This is a genomic window from Algibacter pacificus (assembly GCF_008033385.1).
In the GTDB taxonomy this organism is placed as follows: Bacteria; Bacteroidota; Bacteroidia; order Flavobacteriales; family Flavobacteriaceae; genus Algibacter; species Algibacter pacificus.
In genome coordinates, this window is record NZ_VOGY01000003.1 from 99,689 (window position 1) to 118,017 (window position 18,329).

Genomic DNA, 18,329 nt, shown 5'->3' on the forward strand with positions numbered 1-18,329 from the left:
TAACAATTGTTAGTAATCTATATTAACAACTATTTTTAATAAATTAAACTATTAACAATTCTAAAAACTATACTTTTTGATGCTAATAACTTAACAGAAAATTTACGTTAACTTATTTGGATGTTAACTAAATGTTACTGATTGTAAAAATTATTAAATATTCAAACTTTTTCTTTTACAAACTAATCAACACTTATTAACAAGTAATCAATATAATAATACACATTAAATAACTATTGTTAATAACCCAAGTACAAATTACAGATTTCAATTTACAAGCTATTGATTTGTAAAGTCTTAATCTATTTTAGCACAAATTTAGCATTTGTATCTATAGATAACCCAATGCAAATATATAACAGGACTACATTATTTAGTACCTTTGCTTAAGTTTACTTTAATATATATACAATGACCATCTCTATAGGAAACGATCACGCAGGAACAGCATATAAATTTGCAATTATAAAGCATTTAGAAGCCAAAGGAATTACCATGATTAACCATGGTACAGATACCGATAATAGTGTAGATTATGCCGATTTTGTACATCCCGTAGCAAACGATGTTGAAAACAACACTTCAGAATTTGGAATTTTAATTTGCGGTAGTGCCAATGGTGTAGCTATGACAGCTAATAAACACCAAAAAATACGTGCAGGTTTATGTTGGAATAAAGAAATTGTACATTTAATACGTAGCCACAATAATGCTAATATTTTATGTATTCCGGCGCGATTTACTGCAATTCAACAAGTTATAGAAATGGTAGATGTGTTTTTAAATACAGAATTTGAAGGCGGTCGTCACCAAAATCGTATCGATAAAATTCCATTGTCTTGTTAATATCAATTTTAGCTATTAATAATTTTAAAAGGTTAAACCTGAAAATTGTTAATAGCTAAACTATTTGCTTCTTCAAACTATATTTTTATAACATAATGGGGCACCATCATTCGCATAGTCATCAACATGATATCAAGGATAAAAATCTAATGATTTCTATTCTTTTAAATATTGTAATTACAGTGGCTCAAGTTGTTGGTGGTTTAATTTCTGGAAGTTTATCGCTGTTGAGTGATGCTTTACATAATTTTAGTGATGTTATCTCGCTTTTGGTGAGTTATGTAGCTTCTAAATTATCTAAAAAGAAGGCTTCGGAATATAGAACCTTTGGTTATAAACGGGCCGAAATTTTAGCTGCTTTTATTAACGCATCTACGTTAATCATAGTGGCTTTTATTTTAATTAAAGAAGCGGTAGAGCGGTTTCAAAATCCGCAAGTTATTGAGTCTAGTTTAGTTATTTTTTTAGCCTTATTAGCCATTGCTGGTAATGGTTTTAGCGTATTATTATTAAAAAAAGATGCCAGTAATAATATTAATATAAAATCGGCTTATATTCATTTATTAACCGATATGTTGGCGAGTGTTGCGGTCTTTATTGGTGGCATGTTAATGAAATATTACCAGTTATTTTGGGTAGATAGTTTATTAACATTTTTAATCGCTTTATATTTAATTTGGGTAGGTTTAGATCTTTTAAAAACTTCAACCAAAATGCTCATGCTTTTTACACCCGAGCACATCGATATTAATAGCTTAGTTAGTGATGTTAATAAGTTAGATAAAGTAAAATTATTGCATCATGTGCATATCTGGAATTTAAGCGATAATGAGTTGCATTTAGAAGCGCATTTAGATTTGGAAGAAAATGTGTTAATAACTCAATTTGATACTATTTTAAACGAAATAGAAACATATTTACATGAAAATTATGATATTAACCATGTTACTATTCAACCAGAATTTAATAAAAACGACTCTAAAGATATTATAGTTCAAGATTAAATAGATAATTTTTTTTATTTCCGTGAAGACGGAAATCTTGTGATAAAAAGATCCTTAAAGGTTTAAAAATCTAGTAGGTATAAAAAAATATGATAAATATAATTGTTAAAAAATTTGCGGAACTTACAACCATAGAGTTGTACAACTTACTTCAATTACGAAGCGAAGTTTTTGTTGTAGAACAAGATTGCGTATATCAAGATATTGATGGTAAAGACGAAAAAGCACTGCATATTTTAGGTTTTAAAAATGAAAAAATAGTGGCTTATACCCGCGTTTTTAAACCGGGCGATTATTTTGAAAAAGCCAGTATTGGTAGGGTAGTAGTGGCTAAAAAAGAACGATCTTTTAAGTATGGTTATGATATTATGAATGCTTCAATTGAAGCTATTGAAAATCATTTTAAAGAGAAAAAAATAAAAATTTCCGCGCAAGCGCATTTAAAATCATTTTACAATAATTGTGGTTTTAAGGAAACCGGAGAGGAATATTTAGAAGATAATATTCCACATATTGCCATGCTAAAAGGTTAATATCTATTTTAAAAATTCTTCATATTTTTTAGGATTATTAAGAATTTCTGTAGCTTTTTTTATTCTCGAATCGTGTGTTTTGTAATAATCGTATAGACCTTCACTATAAGCATAATGTTTTATAATATTTTCGGTTAATGCTTCCATTAAAAAAAGCTTATTTTCATCAATAAGTTCCGTTTTCGATTGCTGTAAATTTGCTATTAGGGTATTATAATCCTGTTTAATATTATCATTTAATTCTTCTTTAGTAGCCATTTCAAAAGCTTTATTAAGGGCTTTTTCAGTTTCAGTTTCAAAAGAAAAATCGTTTGTTTTTAAGTAGGTTTTAAAATCGGAAAAATCGGAATCCGAAATTTGAAAACTCATAATATCCTCTATTTTATGCGTATAGTAGTAGTTTGTGGCGTAGTTAAAAACTAAATCGTTATCAATAATTGCCGTAGCCACAGGCGATTTTTTATTTTGGCCAACTACAACATCTGGAAATATACCGCCACCATCAAATACCTGACGGCCATTTTTGGTTTTGTAGGCATTATAATTTTCTTGTTTTACACGAACAGCTTCCCCATTATCATCGCGATGCCAATAATCTAACGCTTGAATACAGCGTCCGGAAGGTGTGTAATATCTAGAAATTGTAATTTTAACTTGGGTACCATAAGTCAGATTTTTTGGGCGTTGTACAAGGCCTTTTCCAAAACTTCGAGAGCCAACAATAACGGCACGATCTAAATCTTGCAAAGCACCCGAAACAATTTCACTAGCCGATGCGCTTCTACCATTAATTAAAACCACTAATGGTATTTCGGTATCCACAGGTTCTCCGGGGGTGTAATAGCTTTTATTATATTGTTTAACTTTAGATTTTGTAGTGACTACCAATTGGCCTTTTGGCACAAAAAGATTTACAATTTTTATAGCTTCTACCACTAAACCACCAGGATTTCCGCGTAAATCTAAAACTATACGTTCGGCACCTTGAGATTTTAAATCGCGTAAGGCATATTTGGTTTCTTTAGAGGCTTTGTTATTAAATTTACTTAAAACAATATAGCCTGTTTTATCATTTATCATAGAAAAATAAGGCACCGCTTTTATTTCTACTTCAGCTCTTTTTATAATGGCTGTTTGTGTTTTTCCTTGACGGTTGTAAGTGACTTCAACTTCGGAATTTGGCGCACCTTTTAGTAAATCTCCTGCATAATCTTTATAGGTTTCTATGGCAATTGAACCAACTTTTATAATTTCGTCGCCTGCTTTTAAACCCGCTTTATCGGCAGGATAATCTTTATAAGGTTCTACAATAACCAATTTATCTTTAAAGGTTTTTACTTTAGCACCAATACCCGTGTAATCGCCGGTATTATTAATTCTAGCAGCTTCCACATCCTGCTCGTTCATAAAATTGGTGTACGGATCCAAACTGGCTAGCATGCTTTTTATAGCCGTATCCATTAAATCTCCCGGATTGGTTTCATCCACATAATTCATATTAATTTCTTTGAATAATGTGGTAAAAATTTCGAGTTGTTTAGCAATTTCAAAAAAATCGTTCTTAAAAGCTGTCGTGGTTAAAAACAGCATACAAGCTATAACTGGAATTATTATTTTCTTTTGGAAGAATTTTTTCATGTGCTGTAATTTTATTCAGATATTTTATTTGAAAACTTTTCGAAGAGTTGTTTCATTTTGGTTTCAACTTCAGAATATGTAGGCTTTTCTTTGCCAATGTACAAAATCATAAACGTATATTGGTTTGTTACATTGTTAAAATATTCGGCCTTGTTTAAGCGGTAACATTCGCGTAGCAAACGTTTTATACGGTTTCTGTCGGGGGCTTTTTTAAAGTTTCGTTTACTTACCGAGACGCCTGTTTTTGCTATAACAGCATCATCAAAACTTGTTGATAAATAAACCATACGCAATGGATATGCCGAAACCGAATTTCCTTCGGTAAACAACTTATCGATAAGCTTTTTGCTTTTTAATTTTTCTTTTTTTGAGTATGTAAAATTCAAGGCATTTATATTATTAGGTCAAAGGTAATGAAATAAAAAAATCGGGATGAAGTGCTTTGTGGGAAATGTTGGAATTTTTAAGCACAAAAAAGCCTTTTCATTTTCACAAAAAGGCTTTTCAAAATGATATTTTAAATTTTTTACTTGATATTGTTCGAGGCATTCACATCGGCCATTAATCCCGATGGATCAATTTCAACGGTTTTTACGTCTTTTTTTGCATCAAAGGTATAAGTAGGGTAGGCCCAAGCCCAATCGCTAATTATAGTAGCTTTGGTTGGTTTTTCGCCACGCATCATTTGTAAAGGAATGTAGAAATCTTCCGAAGAACCATCAATATACGTTACTTTTAAATCTATAGGCATTGGCATTAAACCAATACGTTCTAGGGTAATTGTTTTTCCTTCAACGGTTTTTACGCCATAATCAATGGTGTTTGTGGTTTGTCCAAAATCGGTTAAATACCAATCCAATTCTAAACCAGAAACACGCTCTGCAGTACGCACAATATCCAATGGTTTTGGATGTTTAAAAGCGAAATCTGTAAAATATTTTTTAATTGTTTTTTTTAAGTTTTCCGATCCAATAACATAACCTAACTGACTTAAAAACACGGCGCCTTTACTGTATGCTGCTATACTATAAGAGCGGTTGTATGCATAGCGATCGGAATGCGTGGTAAGTGGTTGTTCTTTACCAGAATTAGCTAAGTAAATATAGCTTTTATAGGCATTTTCTAAAGGATGTGATTTTCCTTCGTTCATAATGTCGTTCTTAGCTAAAGTGCTTATGTAAGTGGTAAAACCCTCGTCCATCCATTCGTGTTTAGACTCGTTTGAAGCTAATAAAAACTGAAACCAAGTATGCGCCATTTCATGAGCAGTAACGCCAACTAAACTACCGTAACTTCTATTACCTGTAATTAACGTACTCATGGCGTATTCCATACCGCCATCACCACCTTGGATAACCGAGTATTGTTTGTATGGATATTTACCAACATGTTCACTGTAATACTGCATAAGCTCAACCGTTTTAGATTGCATTTTTTTCCAACTGGCTTTGTGCTCGGCATCTAACGTATTTTTATATAAAAAATGTAAAAGCGGTCCGTTTGGTACTTGTTTGGTATCGTGAATATAAGCAGGATCCGCAGCCCACATAAAATCATGAACGTTTGGTGCTACAAAATGCCAAGTTAATTTATCTGAATTCGATTTTGTAACGGTTGAAGTTTCATAACCATGCCCAATTTGGTTTGGATTTTGTAAATAACCCGTTCCGCCAAGTGTATAATTTTTATCAATCGTTATGTTAACATCAAAATCGCCCCAAACACCATGAAATTCGCGACCGATATAGGGGTCGGCATGCCAACCTTCAAAATCATATTCGGCTAGTTTTGGATACCATTGCGACATAGATAAAGCAACACCTTCAGCATTATTTCTACCCGATCTACGAATTTGTGCAGGTACTTGTGCATCGAAATCCATGGTAAAGGTTACTTTTTCACCGGGTTGAATAGGTTTTGCTAACTGTACTTCTAAAACCGTACCCACGGTTTCGTGTTTTAAAGTGGTACCGTCTTGTTTTAAACTGTTTACTTTAATGTAACCAATTTCGTTTGGTTTTAACTGTCCAATTCTATTGCCAACACGAGAATCTGGATCGGCAATGGTTTGCGAGCGTACATCCATTTCGCTACCGGGTTGAAAGGCATTGAAAAATAAATGATAATACACACGGTCTAAAACATCGGGGGAATTATTGGTATAAACTAAGGTTTGCTTGCCTTGGTATTGATAGTTATTAACATCCATATCAATATCCATTTTATAGTCCACATGCTGTTGCCAATAGGTAGCGGTTGCAGGCGAATTTAGAACCATTGATGTACTAGAATATGTTGTAGACGAAATACTTTTAGTTGTTGAACAAGATAAAAGTAAAGCGATACTTAGGATAGAAATATAAATTTTCTTCATAATATATGGAATAAAAAAAGAGGCCGAAGAGCCTCTTTTTAAGTTTTAATTAATGCGTTTTGGAGGCTAAAATTAATGCGTTGTAGGCATTTACAATTTTACCAGATTTGGATAGATCTGCAAATGGTTTTATATTGTTAGTATCGCCACCAACAATAACCTTGCTTTTTATAGCTAAGCCAGAATCCATAATAATTTGTTTTACTTGTGCGGCACTTAATTTAGGATAATACGAACGTATTAATGCAGCAACACCGGCTACAGCAGGAGCAGCCATTGAGGTACCGCCTTTAGTGTCATATTCATTTTCTGGAACGGTAGAGTATATTTTGGCACCAGGTGCAAATACATCTACATTTATTTTACCATAATTTGAAAAACTAGCTACAATACCAGAACCGTATTTAGGTTCTAAAGCACCAACTGTAATAAAGGTATTTGAAACTTCTGGTCCTATACCAACAGCATCATTTGGATAGACATCTACTTTATCTAAATTTTCACCTTCATTACCAGCAGCGTTTACAAAAAGCACATCTTTTTTTCCAGCATAAGCAATAGCTTCACGTACCCAATCGCTATGTGGTGAGTAGTATTTACCAAAACTTCCGTTTATAATAGATGCGCCATTATCAACCGCATAACGGATAGCTAAAGCAACATCTTTATCATACTCATCGCCGTTTGGTACGGTACGAACACTCATAATTTCAACGTTGTTTGCTACACCGTTTACACCTTTATTATTGTTGCGTTCTGCAGCAATAATTCCGGCAACGTGTGTTCCGTGGCTTTCGGTTTTTACAGTAGGTTTTACGTTTCCATTTCCGTAATATTTAGTCGACATATCATCTGGATTATCGCCTTTTATTCTACCGTTAAAATCTTTGTTTAGATTATAGTTTAATCTATCGTTAATTTGAACAACACCATTTTCAATTTGTTTTTTAGCTTCGGCTAAAGATTCCATATCGTTGCTGTAAAAATATTTTGCAATTTGTACGGCTTGAGATACGCTTTCATCTTCGGTTTTAATGGCGTTTACATCGGCTTTGGTGTAATCTGTTTTGTTTAAATATTTAGCAAGTGTTTCATCGGCATTAGAAATTTGCAGCGCCATTTGGTCATAATTGGTTTTATAACCCATGTATTTTTGATATTCTTTATCGTATTCCGCTTTAGCTTTAGCATAGTCAGGATTACTCGTGTCTCCTTTTGCTAAAATTCTAACAAATTCTAATTGTTCGTTGTAAGTATCACCTAGAAAATTCCATCCGTGAATGTCGTCAATATAGCCGTTTTTATCATCATCTATGCCATTGCCTGGAATTTCTTTAGGGTTGGTCCAAATCACATCATTTAAATCTTCGTGGTCAATATCAATACCCGAATCTATAACCGCAACAATAACTTTATTTCCTTTTTTGTTTTTAATAATTTCAGCGTAAGCTTTATCTACACTCATCCCAGGAATGGTGTCTGTTACTAAATCTAAATGTCCCCAGTTATGTTTTTCTTCTTTGGTTAAATCTGAAACTTTTAAAGGGGTATTATCAATGTTTTCAACAGGTGTAGAAAGTATGGGAGCTACGCCTCCACAACCTGTAATTAGTAGCGCTGCAAATGCAGATACGGTGATCGATTTAAATGTATTCATGTTAAGTATTTGAGTTTATTTTTATTTGAAAATATCTTGAGTAGTATAAGTTTCGTTTAATCGCACACCTTTTTCGGTATGTTTTACGGTAATAATTTCGTTGTGTGCATCGTGTTCTAAAAATAGATAGAACTTATTATCGGCTGCTAAATTAAGGAAAGATTCTTTTTCGTTTAGCGTTAATAATGGTCGGGTATCATAGCTCATTACAAAAGGTAAAGGGAGATGCCCAACGGTTGGTAATAAATCGGCCATAAAAGCTATGGTGTTTCCTTTGTAATTAATAAGCGGAATCATTTGCTTATCGGTGTGGCCGTCGGCAAAAAAGATATCGAATCCTAAATCTGAATTTTTAAGTAAATTAGACTCGGGAAGCTGCATAAATTTTAATTGCCCGCTGTCTTCAATAGGAAGAATATTTTCTTTTAAAAAGGAAGCTTTTTCACGATTATTGGGTTGGGTTGCCCATTGCCAATGGTTTTCATTACTCCAATAATGCGCATTTTTAAAAACGGGTTGGTACCCTGTTCTATCTTTATTCCATTCTATAGCTCCACCAGAATGATCGAAATGTAAATGGGTTAAAAAGACATCGGTAATATCATCTCGATGAAAACCATGTGTTTTTAGTGATCCATCGAGTGTATCGTTACCCCAAAGGTGGTAATAACCAAAAAACTTATCGGGTTGCTTGTTTCCCATACCTGTATCAATTAAAATGAGTTTGTTACCATCTTCAATAAGTAAGCAACGTGCAGCTATATCTATCATATTATTAGCATCTGCTGGGTTAGTACGTTGCCAAAGTGTTTTGGGTACCACCCCAAACATGGCGCCACCATCTAGTTTAAAATTACCGGAATTTATTGGAAAAAGCTTCATATGGATGTAAAATTAAAAAAAAGGCAACGATATTAGCTAATGGTTATGAATTTATTAAGAATAAATTTTATTTAAAAAACCTATAGGTTTAATAGGATTTTAACTTAACTTTGTAAATTATTAGTTACTCTATAATTTTTAATTGAAGGTATTTTTTTCATATATTCTTTTGTTTGCTTTAATTATCAGGCCCTTATACAATATTGGATATATTGGCTATTTTGAGTTAAATATAAATTACATTATTGAAACGTATTGTGTTAATAAAGAAAAGCCGGAATTACAATGTAACGGAAAATGCCACTTGGCAACTCAATTAGGTTCTAAAAAAGACTCTTCAAACCAAACTTCTGCTTTAAGTGCTTTATTTGAAGCTTTTGTACCTGTTTATTTTAAAGAATACAAACAAATTTCTTTTTTTAATTATAATGTAAAAACCTCGATATCTTGGGATTATAAAGATTTGTTAACTCATGTTTTTATAGATAAATTAGATCCTCCTCCAAAAGTTTAATTTTTAACAAGCTATAATATTTTTATGCGCTTGTAAAATATTTTATTAAACAAGAAGGCGTGTTAAGTTTATTAACTTTTGTATAAATAGTTAGTAAATGCAATGGGCTATTATCTAATTTTCAAAATTTAAAAATGAAACAATTATTAATGCTCGCTATTTGTTTAGCGGGTGTGTTTACTTATGCACAAAAATCGTACAGAGGTCAGGTTGTGGATCAAAATAACAATCCATTACTAGGAGCAACAGTTCAATCTAAAACTAATTTAAATAATGCGGTAATTACCGATAGTGAAGGCAAATTTTCCATCATTTTACAAACTGGTAATATGGTGGTTGTAAAATTTATGGGGTTTTTAACTGAAGAAAAAGCGCTTTCTAGTTCTAACCATATTATTCAATTAAGCGAGAATGATGAGCTTTTAGAAGAAGTTGTAGTTTCTGCAAGTAGAGAAAAACAACTTAGAAAGGAAGTACCAGCATCTATTTCTGTAATTTCTTCTAAAGCAATAACAGAAACTAAAGCCTTTGGTATAGATCAATTATTAAACAATATGCCCGGTGTTGTGATGACGATGTCTAGGGCTGCAGGAAACGAGCAACACATGATGTCTGTACGCTCACCAATTAGTACCAAATCGCTTTTTTTATACGTGGAAGATGGCTTACCTATAAGGCCAACAGCTGTATTTAACCATAATGCGCTTTTAGAAATGAACGATGTTTCTTTTAATCGTATCGAGGTTTTAAAAGGACCTGCATCCAGTATTTATGGTAGTGAAGCTATAGGTGGCAGTTTTAATTTTATTACTAAAAACCCAACTAAAGATTTATCTGGTGGTGTTGGTTTTCAAATTAATGATATGGGACTTACTAAATACGAATTGGATTTTTCTAAATACGCTTCGGAAAAGGTTGGTTTTTACCTTGGTACGCAATATGTACAAAGAAAAAATGGTCCTGTTTCTCATAGTGATTATGAAAAGTTTGCTTTAACTTTTAAAAATGTAAATCATATATCACCTTCTGCTAATTGGATAAATGTTTTTGATATTATCGATTACAGATCGGATATGTCTGGTTCTTTAAGTGAAGAAGATTATAGAGCAGGAAATTATGAAAGCGATCAAACGTTTACCGAACGCGAAGCACTTGCTTTTCGTTTTAGAAGTACAATAGATAAAACATGGAATGCCAATAATAAAACCGCATTTAACTTTATGTTTAGAAGAAATATTATGGATCAAATTCCATCTTATCGTATAAGCCAACGTACTGCTAGTGGTGAAATTAATAGCAATAAATTTAAAAGTTATGTAGGTTTATTGCAACATAAAATAGATTTCAATTTTGCAAAATCTTCTTTAATTTTAGGTGGAACTCTAGATTATTCGCCTCAAGATTATGAAGCAGAAAGTATAGCCGTAACCATAGATCGTGATACAAATATAAATACGGGCTATTCTGTAAATACGGGAGATTATATACTTAATTACGACGCTAGTATTTTAAATTACGCTGGATATTTACAATATGAAATAAATCCTATAGAAGCCTTAAAAATTACAGCTGCATTACGTTTCGATAAGTTTGAATACGATTATGATAATTTAGCTGAAGGTGTTGCAGGGCCAAGTGATTCTAAAAATAATTACGATAATTTTTCACCTAAAATAGGTGCAAATTATAATATTTCTAGAAACTTAGGTATTTATGCCAATTATTCTAATGGATTTACCCCACCCCAAACATCTAGCTTATACAGAAACAGTTATTTAGATGAAGGTGATGAGGTTTTCGATTTAAAACCTAGTGCTTACGATAACTATGAAATAGGAACCTATTTCAATATTTCAAACACCTTTAAAGCAGATATTGCCATGTATGTATTAGAAGGCAAAAACACTTTAATTACGCTGCGTGACGACAATGATGATTTTTTTAATGTTAATGCTGGAAAAACCCGATCTTATGGTATTGAATATGGTCTAAACTATACACCAATTCAAGGTTTGAAAATTAGCCATAACGGAAGTTTTTCTAAACACAGATATATTGAATTTTTTGATAGTGCTGTAGATTACTCTAATACAGATAGAGAAACAGCACCTTCGCTTATTGGTACTTCTAAACTAATATTTGTGCCACAAGATATTAAAAATTTAAGCCTGAGTTTAATTCACGAAATGGTTGGTGAGTACAACACAAGTTATGAAAACCAAATAGATAATCAAGATGGAACTTTTAGTACAGCAACTTATAAAGGGCACCATGTTATTAATGCTTTGGTTGCGTATAAATTTAAAAATTTTGAAATATGGGCTCATGCTTTAAATATTTTTGACGAGCTGTACTCTGCCAGGGCATCTTACAGTAAATGGACAAAGAATAATACCTATACAGTGGGTAATCCGCGAGCGTTTCATTGTGGAATAAAATATAATTTTAAATAAAAAAGAAGCTGCCAGTAAAGTAAGTTGGGGGAGATATTGAGTTTTAGAAATATGTTTTTTACGCTATTAATTAATTTTAACATACTCAATATTATTAAGATTTACTTGGTGGCTTTTTTTATTAATATTTTCTTATGAAGAATAAAAAATTAAATCAATGGCTCTGGAAGTGGCATTTTATAGCTGGTCTTGTTAGTTTACCTTTTGTAGCTTTATTAGCCATTACAGGTGGTATTTACTTGTTTAAAGATAAATATGAAGCACCGCGCCAAGAGCATATAAAAATTGTTGAGGTTACAGGAGAAGCTATATCATATCAACAACAATGGCAATTAGCGAAAACGGCGCTGCCCAAAGGGCCAAATACTATGGTTCTTTCTAATGAAAAAAATAGAGCAACAGAGTTTACCTCGGGTATGTTTAGTCATAAAAACAGTGTGTTTATAAATCCTTATAAAGCTGAAGTTTCTGGGCATATTACTCCAAAAAGTTCTAATATGTATACCGTTAGAAAATTACACGGAGAATTGCTTTTAGGTAAATTTGGAACCAAAATAGTAGAACTTATTTCTAGTTGGCTTGTTGTTTTAATTATTACAGGAATTTATGTGTTTTGGCCTAACAAAAACGAAGGTATTAAAGGTTTGTTTAGAATACGAACATCACATGGAAAACGCACATTATTTAGAGATTTACATACCGTTTTAGGCTTTTGGATTTCTATATTGTTGTTAATGACGTTGGCTGGAGGAATGCCCTGGACCGATGTTTTTGGAAGTAGTTTTAAATGGGTGCAAACCGCAACAAATACAGGTTTTCCTAATACATGGGATTCTAGAGGTTTAAAATCTAATACTCAAGGAGAAGCCATTACATTAGATCATATGGTGAAACTTGCTAATTCTATGAATTTAAAAGGAGAAGTGAGCATCGGTCTACCAAAAGATGAGAAAGGTGTATACAGTATTTATAACTCTACCTTTGATTTGGGTGCGCAAAAGCGCTTTCATTTCGATCAATATTCTGGTAAAGAATTAGTGCACCATAATTGGGAAGGTGTAGGTATTTTAATGCGTGGCCGTTTATGGTTTATGGCATTTCATCAGGGGCAATTTGGGTTATGGAATTGGTTGTTAATGCTTGGTATTGCAACATTGCTTGCCTTTATTGCTATAGCAGCTTTAATATCGTATTTAAAACGAAAAGAACCTGGTAAATGGGGAACGCCAAAAGTTCCTAAATCGTTTAAAGTAGGTTATGGTGTTGTTGCTTTAATATTAGTACTTGGTATGGTATTTCCTCTATTTGGTGCTAGTATTATTCTAATTTATTTAATTGAAATATTAAGAAACAAACTCAAAGTAATCGAATAATATTTACAGAGATAAACTCTACATAAGTTTTGAAAACTATGTAGGGTTTATTTTTAATTATTTATAACGGTTTTTAAGCGTTTTCCAAAATCGAAAAGGGCTTTTATTTCTTTCATACCGGCTAAACGTTGTTTTCCATAAATGAGTAAATCAGAGCCATTAGACTCGACGTGATAATAGGGATTGCTTTCGAAAAAATGGATAACGTCATCATTAAAAAACTGACTAATTTCATCGATATTTTCACCTAAAAGGTAAAAACGATCCGAGAAATCATCGTGATTTTTAATTTCTATATCTTTAAATCCAGCCAGAGCCGATACTTTTTCTAAAAAACCTTCTTTGTCTAAAGTGAATTTTGGAATATTGCTATTTATATTAATGTAAAGCATGGTTTTCCTAATCACTTCTTTGGTTATAAATTCACCTTCGGAAAATTCAATATCAAACAGTTTCATTTTTTTATCTTCATGAGATAATTTGTTGTAAATATGATTGATATGTTTAGTATTAAAAAATTGAAAATGATTTAAAAAGGAAACTTCTTTTTCTTTTTTAGAATCGTAATTATAATGATAATCGCTGGCCAAACGTGCCATACTGGTTTGACGTTTTGTTAAGTTCTTTTTTAAAATTTTTGGTACTGGAAGCATTCGTCTTAAAGCGAATGGGTGTTTGGAATCGGTATCGTGCATATCTAAACCAATAACATCAAAACTACCTCCACGTTTTTGAAATAATTCTTGGTAATTATTCATGTTTTCCATAACGGTGTGATCTACAAATTCACAAAGTGAAAAATCGACAATAATATCTTGATTTTCTGGTACGGCATCGAGTTGTTCTTTAAGGCGGTAGTAATTTAAAAAACTGCAAAAATGCTTTACACTTACATAATAGTTACGATCTAAACCTGTTTCTTGATACATTAAAACATTGGGCTTTAATACATTTCTAATAAACAAACCAGCACTTTTATTAATGATAATATGAATAATTAACGTAGCAATAACACCAGAAATAATACCCGATATTAAACCTATTTTTAGAGTGATAATAAGGGTTACAAAAAAGATTACCAGCTGTTCTTTTCCTATAGAGAATATTTTGGTAATAACATCTGGCGAGGCTAATTTGTACCCGGTATAGACCAAAATACCCATTAAAGCAGGTAACGGAATTCGGGTAAGTTGGGAACTAAAAAGTACAATAAATAAGACTAAAAAAACCGCATGGAAAAAATTGGATGATCTGTTAGATGCACCATTATTAACGTTTACCGAGCTTCGTGCTATTACGGTAACTACGTTTAAACCACCAAGAAAACCGCTGCCAATAGTGGCTAACCCTAAGGCTTTTAAATCTCTATTTACGTTGGAGCGTCTTTTTTCAGGATCTAGTTTATCCACGGCTTTTATACTTAATAACGATTCTATACTGGCAATAAGGGTGAGCGCTAAAACACTGGCCCAAAAGGAAAAACTCCAAATACCATTAAAATTTGGTGTAGGAATATCGGCAATAATAGCTTGAAAACTAGGTATGCCAGAAATCATGTATTCTTTGGCTATAGGATTGGGTTCGTGCAAGCCAATTTCAAAGTAATAGCTAAACCCGATAGAAAGAAGAACAATCCACATTGGTGCTGGAATAAGTTGTAAATATTTATTTCTAATTTTAGAATAAAATAGCATAATAGCTAAACTAATAACACCAGCTAAGGCGGCATAAATTAATCCTTTATTTTCGTAGTGCAGGGCATCGTTAATAGTAAAAGGTATTTCTAATAAATAATCTATAGTATCCTCGCGTTTTATTTTATGCGCAAACATAATATGGAATTGTTTTCCTAAAATAATTAACCCAATAGCAGCCAACATACCTTGAATGGCAGATGATGGAAAAAAATTAGCCAAAGCACCCATACGTAAAAAGCCAAGTCCTATTAAAAGCAACCCAGAAAAAATAATAGCGACATAAGCGTTTTCTAATCCTAAAGTAGTAATTGCTACTAAAATAACGCCCACTAAACCATTTCCTGGACCTACAATAGTTACATTGCTTCCTCCTAAAACAGACACAACAATACCACCAATAAAGGCGGTAATAATACCAGAAATTGGAGGAGCATCACTAGCCATCGCTAAACCTAAACCAATAGGCAGGGCAATAAGGCTTACCACAAATCCAGAAAAAATATTTTGGGGTAAAGTTTTAAAAAAATGGATGATGTTATTTTTTTTCTGACTCATTGTAAAATTAACACGTCGGTTGGTAATTCGGTTAAAATATGCTCAATATCATGAGGAAATAAACGGTCCCAAAAGGTCATTTTTGTGGGCGCATTCATAACTAATAAATCGGCACGTGAAATTTGTGCATAATGGCCAATAGAATATCCTTTTTTACCAAAAATTGGTTGTAATTTTATAGTGACATTGGTGGTGTATTCTTTTGGAATATGACTTATTATTTCATTAATTCTAGAGTTTTCTCGTAGTTTAATACGTTCTTTTATAATGAATGCATGCCGTAAGGTTTTGTCATCATTTACTTTTACAGCAATTTCATTTTTGTTAATTTCTTCAACAATAGTTATTTTTTGTGCTTCCAGTTTTTTTGCTACATAAAAAGCTGCTGTAATGGTGTTTTCGGTTTTTGGATCTTTTAACCCATTAACTACAATATGTTGGCAAGGTACACGCTCTATGGAAGGCTTAACTAATAGTAAAATAGAACATTTGGCTTGACGCGAAATTTTTCGAGCAATAGAGCCTAGATAATATTTTACAAAACGTTCCCGTTGTAAAGCTCCAAGAATTAATAAATCTATACTTTTTTCTTCGGAAACCGATAAAATAACATCAACCGGTTTACCTGTTTTAAAAACCACTTCAAAATTTAAGTGGTCTTTTTCAAAAGTTTTTAGAATTTCAGAAAATGTGTTTAGCTTGTCGTTAGAGGCTTCACCAACGTGAATTAAAAATAATTTAGCATTGAAATAAACAGACAGCCTAGCTGCTTCAAAAAGATTTGCTTTTAAGTTTGGCGAAAATGCCACACCAATTCCAATACTTTTAAAAGGCTTTAAACTCACGTGTTTCACTGTTTTTTGCATAAAGTTGAAAGATAACATTTTTTAAAAACTACAAGTCATCTGTTTTACTTAAATTAGTCTTTTTTATATATTTTTAAATATGACAGAACTAGCAGGAATAATAATTTTAGGCATTTTAGCACAATGGGTAGCATGGAAATTTAAAATTCCAGCTATTTTACCGCTTATTTTAATAGGTTTATTGGTTGGACCTATTGCTGCCGAATTTTTAAGCGAAGATGGAAGTAAATGGATAGAACCTATTTGGAATGGTACCAAAGGGTTGTTTCCTGGAGAAAGCTTATTTTTCTTTGTTTCGCTGGCTATTAGTGTTATTTTATTTGAAGGCGGGCTAACTTTAAAACTTAGTGAAATAAAAAATATAGGTCCAGTAATTACTAAATTAATTACTCTGGGTTCTGTGGTTACTTTTTTTGGAGCGGCATTGGCGGCACATTATATTTTTCATTTAAGCTGGCAAATTTCCTATTTATTTTCAGCATTAATTATTGTAACGGGACCTACCGTAATTACACCTATTTTAAGAAATATCCCAATGAAGAAAGATGTATCGGCGGTTTTAAAGTGGGAAGGTATTTTAATAGACCCTATTGGTGCCTTAGTTGCTGTATTGGTTTTCGAGTTTATAAGTGTTGATGCCGGTGGTGAGTTTACCAAAACAGCGCTCATTGAGTTTGGTAAAATTGTGCTTTTTGGTTTTACTTTTGGTTTTACTTTTGCTCATGCTATGAATGTTATAATTAACAAAAATTTCGTACCACATTATTTATTAAATGTGTTTGCTTTGGCTGCTGTACTTGGCGTTTTTGTATTATCCGATGCATTCGCTCATGAGTCTGGTTTACTTGCTGTTGTGGTTATGGGTATGGTGTTAGGAAATTCTAATTCGCCTTACTTAAAGGAGTTGCTTTATTTTAAAGAGTCGTTAAGTATCCTGCTTATTTCTATTTTATTCATTCTTTTAGCGGCTAATATCAACGTCTCCGATTTAATGTTAATTTACGATTGGAGAACTGCGGGACTTTTCGCTATTATAGTTTTTGTTATTCGTCCCATTGGTGTTTTTATAAGTACGCAGGGCTCTAGTTTAAAATTTAACGAACGCCTTTTTATTAGTTGGGTTGGTCCTCGTGGAATTGTAGCAGCTGGTATTGCTTCGTTATTTGGATTAAAACTAGCAAAAGAAGGTATTCCGGGAGCAGAATATATTACACCTTTAGTGTTTATGATTGTGTTAGGAACCGTTCTATTAAACGCTACTACAGCACGTTTGTTCGCTAGAATGGTAGGTGTTTTCTTGAAAAAATCTGAAGGTATTTTAATTATTGGTGCTTCTAAGGTTTCTAGATTATTAGCGCATTATTTAGTAACCAATGGTAGAAATGTGGTCCTTATAGATAGTAATGAGCGTAGCATTAAAAAGGCGAAGGATTTAGGTTTAACCGCTATGACTGCTAATATTTATTCGGATAATTTAATGGATGATATTGAACTGAATAATATTGGGTATTTAATGGCTTTAACCATAAATTCTGATATTAATAAGTATGCTATTGATAAATTTAGAAAGCAATTTGGTGAAAACGGTGCGTTTAGATTAATTTCTAATGAGGAAATGAATGATGAAACTAAATGCCCTAAAGAAGGTCTATTTAGTAAAAAAGATCATTTTACGACATTAAGTGAAGTTGCTAAAAACCATGCATCGATACAGGAAATTGATTTGGAAAATAGAGAACATTATGAAGATTTAATTGAAATTACTAATAAGGATAAAGATATTATTCCTTTGTTTATAAAGGATAACAATGGTGAGTTGCATATTATTTCTTCAAATAATTTGAATGTAGATACTATTGAAAAAGGATTTCAATTGGTGTATTTAGGAAAACCTATTGATGTGGAGGATGTTTAATTATACAGGGTTTTTTCTAATT

The 18,329-nt window shown here is 32.4% G+C and carries 14 protein-coding genes; 7 read left to right on the forward strand and 7 right to left on the reverse strand.

Features of this window, described 5'->3' with window-relative positions; all coding sequences use genetic code 11:
• The first annotated feature begins 411 nt into the window (after positions 1 to 411).
• The 3 genes from FQU21_RS05665 (at position 412) to FQU21_RS05675 (ending at position 2,383) form a co-directional block, all read left to right on the forward strand.
• On the forward strand, positions 412 to 846 hold the full coding sequence (locus FQU21_RS05665; RefSeq protein WP_147677026.1) for an RpiB/LacA/LacB family sugar-phosphate isomerase: 435 nt from the start codon (positions 412 to 414) through the stop codon (positions 844 to 846).
• A 95-nt stretch (positions 847 to 941) separates the two neighbouring features.
• Positions 942 to 1,850, forward strand: a complete 909-nt coding sequence (locus FQU21_RS05670; protein WP_147677027.1) for a cation diffusion facilitator family transporter — start codon at positions 942 to 944, stop codon at positions 1,848 to 1,850.
• Between the two features lie 89 nt (positions 1,851 to 1,939).
• Positions 1,940 to 2,383 carry a GNAT family N-acetyltransferase gene (locus FQU21_RS05675; protein ID WP_147677028.1) on the forward strand — a complete coding sequence of 148 codons (444 nt, stop codon included), beginning with the start codon at positions 1,940 to 1,942 and terminating at the stop codon, positions 2,381 to 2,383.
• Positions 2,384 to 2,386: 3 nt separating this feature from the next.
• On the opposite strand, the gene FQU21_RS05680 is transcribed toward FQU21_RS05675, so the two are convergent.
• The 5 genes from FQU21_RS05680 to FQU21_RS05700 form a co-directional block, all read right to left on the reverse strand.
• Entirely contained in the window at positions 2,387 to 4,021 is a 1,635-nt protein-coding gene (locus FQU21_RS05680; protein ID WP_147677029.1) for a S41 family peptidase, read from the reverse strand.
• 11 nt (positions 4,022 to 4,032) lie between these two features.
• Positions 4,033 to 4,407, reverse strand: coding sequence for a ribonuclease P protein component (gene rnpA, locus FQU21_RS05685; RefSeq protein WP_147677030.1), 375 nt, complete (start codon positions 4,405 to 4,407; stop codon positions 4,033 to 4,035).
• A gap of 140 nt (positions 4,408 to 4,547) precedes the next feature.
• Positions 4,548 to 6,395, reverse strand: coding sequence for a M1 family metallopeptidase (locus tag FQU21_RS05690; RefSeq protein ID WP_147677031.1), 1,848 nt, complete (start codon positions 6,393 to 6,395; stop codon positions 4,548 to 4,550).
• A gap of 49 nt (positions 6,396 to 6,444) precedes the next feature.
• Positions 6,445 to 8,052 carry a S8 family peptidase gene (locus FQU21_RS05695; protein ID WP_147677032.1) on the reverse strand — a complete coding sequence of 536 codons (1,608 nt, stop codon included), beginning with the start codon at positions 8,050 to 8,052 and terminating at the stop codon, positions 6,445 to 6,447.
• Positions 8,053 to 8,073: 21 nt separating this feature from the next.
• The gene (locus FQU21_RS05700; RefSeq protein WP_147677033.1) at positions 8,074 to 8,934 is read right to left on the reverse strand and encodes an MBL fold metallo-hydrolase; all 861 of its coding nucleotides are present in this window, start codon (positions 8,932 to 8,934) and stop codon (positions 8,074 to 8,076) included.
• A 304-nt stretch (positions 8,935 to 9,238) separates the two neighbouring features.
• On the opposite strand from FQU21_RS05700, the gene FQU21_RS17400 reads away from it, so the two are divergent.
• The 3 genes from FQU21_RS17400 to FQU21_RS05715 all read left to right on the forward strand — a co-directional run bounded on the left by FQU21_RS17400 (position 9,239) and on the right by FQU21_RS05715 (position 13,274).
• Positions 9,239 to 9,448, forward strand: coding sequence for a hypothetical protein (locus FQU21_RS17400; RefSeq protein WP_187269333.1), 210 nt, complete (start codon positions 9,239 to 9,241; stop codon positions 9,446 to 9,448).
• Between the two features lie 134 nt (positions 9,449 to 9,582).
• Entirely contained in the window at positions 9,583 to 11,901 is a 2,319-nt protein-coding gene (locus tag FQU21_RS05710) for a TonB-dependent receptor (RefSeq protein ID WP_147677035.1), read from the forward strand.
• Positions 11,902 to 12,035: 134 nt separating this feature from the next.
• Positions 12,036 to 13,274 carry a PepSY-associated TM helix domain-containing protein gene (locus FQU21_RS05715; RefSeq protein ID WP_147677036.1) on the forward strand — a complete coding sequence of 413 codons (1,239 nt, stop codon included), beginning with the start codon at positions 12,036 to 12,038 and terminating at the stop codon, positions 13,272 to 13,274.
• 53 nt (positions 13,275 to 13,327) lie between these two features.
• On the opposite strand, the gene FQU21_RS05720 is transcribed toward FQU21_RS05715, so the two are convergent.
• Both FQU21_RS05720 and FQU21_RS05725 read right to left on the reverse strand, forming a co-directional pair.
• Positions 13,328 to 15,526, reverse strand: coding sequence for a SulP family inorganic anion transporter (locus tag FQU21_RS05720; RefSeq protein WP_147677037.1), 2,199 nt, complete (start codon positions 15,524 to 15,526; stop codon positions 13,328 to 13,330).
• Positions 15,523 to 16,392, reverse strand: a complete 870-nt coding sequence (locus tag FQU21_RS05725; protein WP_246124776.1) for a universal stress protein — start codon at positions 16,390 to 16,392, stop codon at positions 15,523 to 15,525. The genes FQU21_RS05720 and FQU21_RS05725 overlap by 4 nt, the downstream gene beginning before the upstream one ends.
• Before the next feature lie 79 nt (positions 16,393 to 16,471).
• Here FQU21_RS05725 and FQU21_RS05730 point away from each other — a divergent pair, with 79 nt between their 5' ends.
• Complete coding sequence (locus FQU21_RS05730; protein WP_147677038.1) at positions 16,472 to 18,307, forward strand: cation:proton antiporter; 1,836 nt, start codon at positions 16,472 to 16,474, stop codon at positions 18,305 to 18,307.
• Positions 18,308 to 18,329: the final 22 nt, after the last annotated feature.

Coding starts and splice junctions, on each gene's coding strand:
- FQU21_RS05715 (WP_147677036.1), top strand. CDS start 12,036: ATGAAGAATAAAAAATTAAATCAATGGCTCTGGAAGTGGCATTTTATA.
- FQU21_RS05720 (WP_147677037.1), bottom strand. CDS start 15,526: ATGAGTCAGAAAAAAAATAACATCATCCATTTTTTTAAAACTTTACCC.
- FQU21_RS05710 (WP_147677035.1), top strand. CDS start 9,583: ATGAAACAATTATTAATGCTCGCTATTTGTTTAGCGGGTGTGTTTACT.
- FQU21_RS05665 (WP_147677026.1), top strand. CDS start 412: ATGACCATCTCTATAGGAAACGATCACGCAGGAACAGCATATAAATTT.
- FQU21_RS05700 (WP_147677033.1), bottom strand. CDS start 8,934: ATGAAGCTTTTTCCAATAAATTCCGGTAATTTTAAACTAGATGGTGGC.
- FQU21_RS05670 (WP_147677027.1), top strand. CDS start 942: ATGGGGCACCATCATTCGCATAGTCATCAACATGATATCAAGGATAAA.
- FQU21_RS05725 (WP_246124776.1), bottom strand. CDS start 16,392: ATGCAAAAAACAGTGAAACACGTGAGTTTAAAGCCTTTTAAAAGTATT.
- FQU21_RS05730 (WP_147677038.1), top strand. CDS start 16,472: ATGACAGAACTAGCAGGAATAATAATTTTAGGCATTTTAGCACAATGG.
- FQU21_RS05680 (WP_147677029.1), bottom strand. CDS start 4,021: ATGAAAAAATTCTTCCAAAAGAAAATAATAATTCCAGTTATAGCTTGT.
- FQU21_RS05695 (WP_147677032.1), bottom strand. CDS start 8,052: ATGAATACATTTAAATCGATCACCGTATCTGCATTTGCAGCGCTACTA.
- FQU21_RS05675 (WP_147677028.1), top strand. CDS start 1,940: ATGATAAATATAATTGTTAAAAAATTTGCGGAACTTACAACCATAGAG.
- FQU21_RS05690 (WP_147677031.1), bottom strand. CDS start 6,395: ATGAAGAAAATTTATATTTCTATCCTAAGTATCGCTTTACTTTTATCT.